A 7,037-nucleotide genomic window follows, 5' to 3' on the forward strand; every position below is an offset into this window, starting at 1 on the left:
GTGCAGCGGAGATAACCATGATACGAACCAGCCAAACTTCAAGACCGAAATAGTTCGCCAACCCTGCACACACGCCAGACAACTTACCGTTAATTGGATCGCGATACAGATCTCTACTCATAGTTTCGTCTCCAGTTAGGTGACTCCGCATCCAGTATTTTTTCTAGCGTTGTTACGCGATCTTGCATCGATTCTGCCTGTGCTGAAAGCTTATGCAGGCGTTGAAGATCCGTTTCCGATAGCCCATTACTGGATTTCTTCTTGCTGCGGTAATGTAGGAATAACCATAGCGGTGCCACGAAGATCAAAAAGACAATCAGTGGACCTGCAATTAGAAATGTGGACATAGACAACTCCTGAATTATTTATCGCGGTTTTCAACTTGTTGCTTCAGCTTCGCTAACTCTTTTTCAATTTCATCTTGAGCCTGCAGTTCTGCAAATTCTTGGTCTAATGACTTTGCATTGCCTGTCTTCGCGTAAACATCCGCTTCAGCTTCTAATTCATCCACTTTACGCGAGAATTGCTCAAACTTCGCCATCGCTTCATTAGTTTTGCTTGAGTGCAGGTGTTTTTGAACATCACGACGGTTGCTCGCTGCATTGTTGCGGATCATCAGTGCTTGTTGCTTGGCACGAGTCTCAGCAATCTTAGTTTCAAGCTTGCCAATCTCGCTGGTCAGTTTTTCAATCGTTTCATGCACTAACGTTTGCTCTGTGTGCAAGCTCTTGATGATGTCTTCCAGCTTTTGCTTTTCGATCAGCGCTGCTCTCGCTAAATCTTCGCGTTGCTTAGTGAGTGCCAGTGTCGCTTTATTCTGCCAATCAAGAATTTGAGTTTCGATTGCTTCAACTTTACGTGCTAGCTCTTTCTTGTCTGCTATTGCTTTTGCTGAGTTAGTGCGCACTTCAACTAGCGTGTCTTCCATCTCTTGGATAATCAAGCGAATCATCTTTTCAGGATCTTCAGCCTTATCTAATAGTGCGCTGATGTTTGAATTTACGATATCTGCAAAGCGAGAAAAAATACCCATGAGGAACTCCTTAATTTCAATGATGGCAAATGCGATTTAAATCGTTGTGCGACTCATCACCACTTGCTCGCTAATTTACGTTTGTTGCTAAACCTACCATAAGTGATCCAAGTTATGTGCCAACTTTTAAGGCATTAATTATCAGTCACTTACAATGTAATGGCGATTAACCTGAACCATGCTATGATGAATTTAACCAAGTATTGGTATTTTTCACCACTACAGTCTAAATGACCTCCACCAGCGCTCAGCTAACACAAGGACCCGCTATGCAGCAGAACCTTATTGGTGAATCACCTAGCTTTCTTTCTGTTTTGGACAAAGTTTCTCAACTGGCTCCAATAGAGAGGCCTATTCTGATCATTGGAGAGCGTGGTACAGGTAAAGAGCTGATTGCACAAAGGCTGCATTACCTCTCAAAGCGTTGGGACCAGCCTTTGATCTCGCTAAACTGTTCAACACTAAGTGAAGGCTTGATTGATTCAGAGCTGTTTGGTCATGAGTCAGGCTCCTTTACCGGCTCAAAAGGTCGTCACCATGGCCGATTTGAGAGAGCGGAAGGCGGCACACTATTTCTTGATGAACTGGCAACAGCTCCCCTTGCAGTGCAAGAAAAGCTATTGCGGGTTATTGAATACGGACAGTACGAACGTGTCGGCGGGCAAAAAGCGCTAAGCGCAAATGTAAGGCTGGTGTGTGCAACTAATGCTGACCTGCCAGAGATGGCATCTAAAGGCGAATTTAGAGCCGATTTATTAGATAGGCTCGCCTTTGATGTCATTACTATTCCTCCGCTTCGTGAACGCAAAGAGGACATCACATTACTGGCTGAATACTACGCCATTAAGATGTGCCGTGAATTAGAGCTTGAGCTATTTGTTGGCTTTGCGCCATCGGCCATAGAATCCTTACTGGAATACTCTTGGCCAGGGAATGTAAGAGAACTCAAAAACGTCATTGAGCGTGCCATCTATCAACATGGTAAGAACCCATATCCTATTGAATCTTTGGTATTTAACCCGTTTAAACCAGCATGGGATAAGAATCAAGAATCGACTCAAGACATTGGCAATGAGTCATCCAACAGCCATACTTCTTCTGAAGGTTCGTTTTCTTTGCCCCTTGATTACAAAGCGTGGCAAGAGCAGCAAGACATCAAGCTGCTCAATCAAGCGTTAAAACAGAGCAAGTACAACCAAAAACAAGCCGCCGAATTACTCGGACTCACCTACAACCAATTAAGGGGAATGGTGAGGAAGTACGCGATTGTCGGACAAGGCAGTGAGAAATAGCCACACTCATAGGATTATTATTTGGAGCCGAATAAATAAAATGTTAAATTGTCCGGATCTTGAGGCACCTCTAACGCCTCGTTTCGAAAAGTATTTCTTTTTATGAAAGCACTAATAAGACTATCACTGAGCATCTGCACGCTGAGCTTTTTAGCCGGATGTGGTGAGAGTGTGAATCACGAGCAAATTCGTGAAAAAGGCTTCATTTATTGTGGCCAAGGCAATCCTAGTACCTTCAACCCTCAACTGGTTGATAGCGGAATTACAGCTGAATCGCTGAGCCCGCAAATCTTCGACACGCTGCTCACACTCGATCCTATGACTTATCGACCACAGCAGAATCTAGCAACAAACTGGTCTGTCGATAAATCAGGTACTGAATACACTTTCAAACTGCGCCCTAACGTAGCGTTCCAGACCACAGGCTGGTTTACGCCAACCCGTTCTATGAACGCGCAAGATGTGGTTTTTAGTTTCGAACGTATCATTGATAGTTCCAACCCCTTCCACTATGTGGGCGGTGGTCTATACCCATGGTTTGCGGGCATCGACTTCAAGAATTTGATTGTCGATATCACGGCAGTGGACGACTTAACGGTTAAATTCCAATTGAGTCGCCCAGATAATTCTTTTCTAAATAACATCGCGACCAGTTACGCGGTGATTCACTCTAAGGAATACGCGAACCAACTCGTGGCTGCTGATGAGAAGAATGAAATCGACTCGAAGCCGGTTGGTACTGGTCCATTCTATCTGGATGAATATCAAATCAATGACTTGGTGCGTCTTAAAAAGAACAAGCATTACTGGAAAGGTGATGTGCAAATGGACCAAGTGGTTTTCGATACCTCACAACGCGGAACCGGCACCCTCGCTAAGTTGCTGCGCAATGAATGTGATGTGTTGAACTCGCCAATTTCTAGCCAGATCCCAATCATTCAAGCACATAAAGAGCTGCAGATATCCGCGACACCAGCGGTGAATGTCTCTTTCATCGCCCTTAATACAGAGCACCCAGCCCTACGCGACTCTCGCGTACGTAAAGCGCTGAACTTGGCTATCAACCGACAAAATATTCTTGATTCGGTGTACTACGGTACAGGTACCAAGGCTTATACACTGCTGCCTCCGACATCTTGGGCTCATCAGAAAGACAATGTTCAAGTGCGTTATGACCGAAACTATGCGATAGCCCTTCTCAAAGAAGCTGGCGTCGAGCCGGGATTAGAGCTTTCAATGTGGGTGCCGCTAGAGCCAAGAGCTTACAACCCAAGTCCGCGTAAAACTGCGGAACTTATCCAAGCTAATTTAGCGGACATCGGCATCGAATTGAAACTTTACACTGACGATCGATTCGACCGTACACAACTGTCTTCAATCGCCTCAACAGATCTTCTACTAACAGGCTGGATAGGTAATACCGGCGACCCTGATAACTTCTTGCGCCCTCTGCTCTCATGTAGCTCTGAGCGCGCAGGTCTCAACGTATCGATGTGGTGTAATTCAGACTTTGATTTTCTTCTGGATTTAGCCTTAGAGATCAACCAACAAAGGCACCGTGTCAACTTGTATCGCCAAGCCCAGAACATTCTCAATGAGGAGGTACCTGTGATCCCTCTGGCTCACGGAGTGCAGTTCCGCGTACATGATCGTTCTTTAACTGGCTTCAAACAGAGCCCGTTCAATGCCCAACCTTTTGATCAAGTCAGAAGAGAGGTGCACTGATGTTTTGGTATACATTAAGACGTATTAATCTGTTCGTTATCACGCTTGCGATCCTGACGATGGTCGGCTTTTCGTTGCTGCGACTCGATCAAACCTCACCGTGGGCGATTCAAGATTTCTGGCCCGGTTGGATAAGCTATATCACAGAGCTATCAACACTAAACTTTGGCTTAAGCAAGCACGGTACACCAATCATTGATGAGCTTGTGGTCGTTTTCCCAGCGACATTAGAGCTGTGTTTCTTTGCCTTTGTATTAGCGCTTTTGATTGGCATCCCTTTTGGGACCATCGCTGGCATGAGACAAGGTAAATTTGTCGACACCACTATCTCGTTCACCTCGATGGCAGGTTACTCTGCACCTATATTCTGGGTCGCACTATTGATGATCATGGTGTTCTCTCTGCATTTTGAGATGTTCCCTGTTGGCGGTCGATACGATCTACTTTATGAGATTGAACACGTGACTGGCTTCGCGATCATCGATGCTTTTTTTGCTGAAGGTCGTTACCGCGCACACGCGTTGCAAAGTGTCATTGAGCACATGGCGCTACCGTGTCTTGTTTTAGCACTGGCACCAACGACTCAGGTTATCCGTTTAATGCGAGCATCCGTAGCTGAAGTGATGACACAGAACTACATCCGTGCGGCACGTATTAAAGGTCTATCAACAAGAGAGATCGTGACTCAGCACGTATTACGAAATGCGATTCCACCGATTATTCCTAAGGTCGGTGTTCAGCTTTCGAGCATGTTAACGCTTGCGATTATTACCGAGTCTATCTTTAACTGGCCGGGGATTGGACGCTGGTTATTGGATGCTTTATCGAATCAAGATTACGTTTCTATTCAAGCTGGCGTAATTGTGGTGGCAACTCTGGTTTTGACTGCAAATATTCTGTCTGACCTGCTAGGCGCTATGGTCAACCCACTGGTAAGGAAGGAATGGTATGCTAACAAATAACGTCTACCAGGAAGAACAGATTCCTACCCAGTTTGAGCGCTTCTGGCGTAGCTTCCGCTCTAACAACCTTGCGATGTTTGGCTTGTGGTGTTTGATACTTATCATTCTGGTGACGATCACTTCTCCGTGGTTAGCTCCCCATGACGCACAAGAGCAAACGGGTCATCTTTTAACACCGCCATCTTGGGATCCAGCAGGTACTGTTGAATATTTCTTGGGTACAGACGATCTAGGCCGAGATATTCTTTCTCGCTTAATCATTGGCTCTCAGCTTACCTTTGGTGCGGCGGTCGTGATTACCTTTATCGCTGCCGTTATTGGCTGTCTCATTGGCGTGCTTGCGGGTATGACGCGTGGTTTGCTATCAAGTACTCTAAACCACCTGCTTGATACGGTGATGTCGATTCCGTCTCTGCTACTAGCAATCATCTTTGTAGCATTCCTTGGCTTTGGCGAGTTCAATATCTTGCTGGCCTTATGTTTGGCATTGATTCCGCGCTTTATTCGCTCGGTCTACATTGCCGTGCATGCTGAGGTAGAGAAAGACTATATTCTGGCTTCTCGCCTTGATGGTGCGAACGACTTCTACCTGCTGTGGAACTCGATTCTTCCAAATATTCTTACTGTGGTGGCACTAGAAATTACACTGGCGTTATCGGTCGCGATTCTTGATATCACCGCCTTAGGCTTCCTTGGGCTTGGTGCTCAAGCACCAAGTACCGAATGGGGCTCTATCCTAGGTGATTCTGTAGAACTTATTTATCTCGCACCATGGACAGTAACCCTACCCGGCCTAGCCATTATGTTTACAGTGATTGTGATTAACCTCGTCGGTGAAGGTGTTCGCCAAGCGCTAAATGCAGGAATCGAATAATGCCGTTACTTGATATTCGACATCTAACCATTGAAATTGAGACCCCTCAAGGGATGGTTAAAGCGGTAGATCGAATGAGTATTACCCTCAATGAAGGGGAAATTCGTGGTTTAGTAGGTGAATCAGGCTCTGGTAAAAGCTTGGTTGCTAAAGCGATCGTTGGTGTTTGTAAAGAAAACTGGAAGGTATCCGCTGACCGTATGCGACTCGGGAATGTTGACCTGCTTCAACTGACCCCTAAAGAGCGCAGACGTGTCATTGCTCGTGATATTGCGATGATTTTCCAAGAGCCATCAACGTGTCTTGATCCTTCAGAAAAAGTGGGCAATCAACTGATCGAAGCCATTCCCTCACACGCCTTTGAAGGTCGATGGTGGCAACGATTTAAGTGGCGCAAGAAGCAAGCTATCGCTCTGTTGCACAAAGTCGGCATCAAAGATCACTCGCGCCTAATGGACAGCTACTCTTACGAACTCACTGATGGTGAGTGTCAAAAGGTGATGATCGCGATGGCGATCGCAGCCAAACCGAAAGTCTTGATTGCCGATGAACCAACCAACGACTTGGACCCGATTACCCAGTCTCAGATCTTGCGATTATTGAGCCGAATGAATCAGCTCCATAACACGACCATCATCCTGATCGGCCATGACTTAACGACCATCACTCAATGGGCGACTCGAATTACCGTTATGTACTGTGGTCAGTCTGTTGAATCTGCGGATACGCAAAAACTGTTGGATGCACCAAAGCACCCATACACTGTGGCTCTATTGAAAGCGATGCCAGACTTCAACGACTGGATCCCACACAAAGAGAAGCTTCAGTCGCTACCAGGGTCGATTCCTCCACTACAGCATCTTCCTATTGGTTGTCGATTGGGTCCACGTTGCCCTTACGCGCAAAGACAGTGTGTGGAAATCCCACATACTAAACGAATCAAAAACCATAAGTTTAACTGTCATTTCCCTCTGAATATGGAGAAGAAAAAGAAATCATGAGTGCATTATTAGAAGTCAGTGAATTATCTAAAGACTTTACGACTCGCTCTGGTCTTTTCCGTAAAAAGATTCATCAAGCGGTGAAGCCGGTAAGCTTTACGCTTGAAGCAGGCCAAACGATCGGCTTTATTGGTCAGAACGGCTCTGGGA

At 45.9% G+C, this 7,037-nt stretch carries 8 protein-coding genes and 1 pseudogene; 6 read left to right on the top strand and 3 right to left on the bottom strand.

Going from position 1 to position 7,037, the window contains the following annotated elements; genetic code table 11:
• From BCT81_RS07895 to pspA, 3 genes are all read right to left on the bottom strand, one after another.
• Positions 1-121 (bottom strand): PspC domain-containing protein (locus BCT81_RS07895; protein ID WP_133152586.1); only part of this gene is annotated, 121 nt, incomplete at its 3' end.
• Complete coding sequence (gene pspB / locus BCT81_RS07900; RefSeq protein WP_004742066.1) at positions 114-347, bottom strand: envelope stress response membrane protein PspB; 234 nt, start codon at positions 345-347, stop codon at positions 114-116. The genes BCT81_RS07895 and pspB, both read right to left, overlap by 8 nt.
• Before the next feature lie 14 nt (positions 348-361).
• Positions 362-1,033 (bottom strand): phage shock protein PspA, encoded by a 672-nt coding sequence (pspA, locus tag BCT81_RS07905; protein ID WP_010440091.1) that lies wholly within the window; start codon positions 1,031-1,033, stop codon positions 362-364.
• Between the two features lie 269 nt (positions 1,034-1,302).
• Here pspA and pspF point away from each other — a divergent pair, with 269 nt between their 5' ends.
• The 6 genes and pseudogenes from pspF to BCT81_RS07935 form a co-directional block, all read left to right on the top strand.
• Positions 1,303-2,325, top strand: coding sequence for a phage shock protein operon transcriptional activator (gene pspF, locus BCT81_RS07910; RefSeq protein ID WP_102423763.1), 1,023 nt, complete (start codon positions 1,303-1,305; stop codon positions 2,323-2,325).
• A 102-nt stretch (positions 2,326-2,427) separates the two neighbouring features.
• A complete protein-coding gene (sapA, locus tag BCT81_RS07915; RefSeq protein ID WP_102423764.1) occupies positions 2,428-4,050 on the top strand; it encodes an ABC transporter substrate-binding protein SapA in 1,623 nt (540 codons plus the stop codon).
• Entirely contained in the window at positions 4,050-5,012 is a 963-nt protein-coding gene (locus tag BCT81_RS07920) for an ABC transporter permease subunit (RefSeq protein ID WP_061031741.1), read from the top strand. The genes sapA and BCT81_RS07920 overlap by 1 nt, the downstream gene beginning before the upstream one ends.
• On the top strand, positions 4,999-5,886 hold the full coding sequence (sapC, locus tag BCT81_RS07925) for a putrescine export ABC transporter permease SapC (protein WP_061031742.1): 888 nt from the start codon (positions 4,999-5,001) through the stop codon (positions 5,884-5,886). Before BCT81_RS07920 ends, sapC begins: the two co-directional genes overlap by 14 nt.
• Positions 5,886-6,887: an oligopeptide/dipeptide ABC transporter ATP-binding protein gene (locus tag BCT81_RS07930; protein ID WP_004742055.1), complete on the top strand. Its 1,002-nt coding sequence runs from the start codon at positions 5,886-5,888 to the stop codon at positions 6,885-6,887. The genes sapC and BCT81_RS07930 overlap by 1 nt, the downstream gene beginning before the upstream one ends.
• Positions 6,884-7,037 (top strand): annotated as a pseudogene (locus BCT81_RS07935) (peptide ABC transporter ATP-binding protein); the annotation flags it as partial. The gene BCT81_RS07930 and the pseudogene BCT81_RS07935, both read left to right, overlap by 4 nt.

Source organism: Vibrio sp. 10N.261.52.A1 (genome assembly GCF_002876325.1).
Lineage (GTDB): Bacteria > Pseudomonadota > Gammaproteobacteria > Enterobacterales > Vibrionaceae > Vibrio > Vibrio chagasii.

What these genes read in the sequence shown, in the direction of transcription:
- pspA (WP_010440091.1), bottom strand. Translation starts at nt 1,033, where the DNA reads ATGGGTATTTTTTCTCGCTTTGCAGATATCGTAAATTCAAACATCAGC.
- sapA (WP_102423764.1), top strand. Translation starts at nt 2,428, where the DNA reads ATGAAAGCACTAATAAGACTATCACTGAGCATCTGCACGCTGAGCTTT.
- sapC (WP_061031742.1), top strand. Translation starts at nt 4,999, where the DNA reads ATGCTAACAAATAACGTCTACCAGGAAGAACAGATTCCTACCCAGTTT.
- pspF (WP_102423763.1), top strand. Translation starts at nt 1,303, where the DNA reads ATGCAGCAGAACCTTATTGGTGAATCACCTAGCTTTCTTTCTGTTTTG.
- BCT81_RS07930 (WP_004742055.1), top strand. Translation starts at nt 5,886, where the DNA reads ATGCCGTTACTTGATATTCGACATCTAACCATTGAAATTGAGACCCCT.
- pspB (WP_004742066.1), bottom strand. Translation starts at nt 347, where the DNA reads ATGTCCACATTTCTAATTGCAGGTCCACTGATTGTCTTTTTGATCTTC.
- BCT81_RS07920 (WP_061031741.1), top strand. Translation starts at nt 4,050, where the DNA reads ATGTTTTGGTATACATTAAGACGTATTAATCTGTTCGTTATCACGCTT.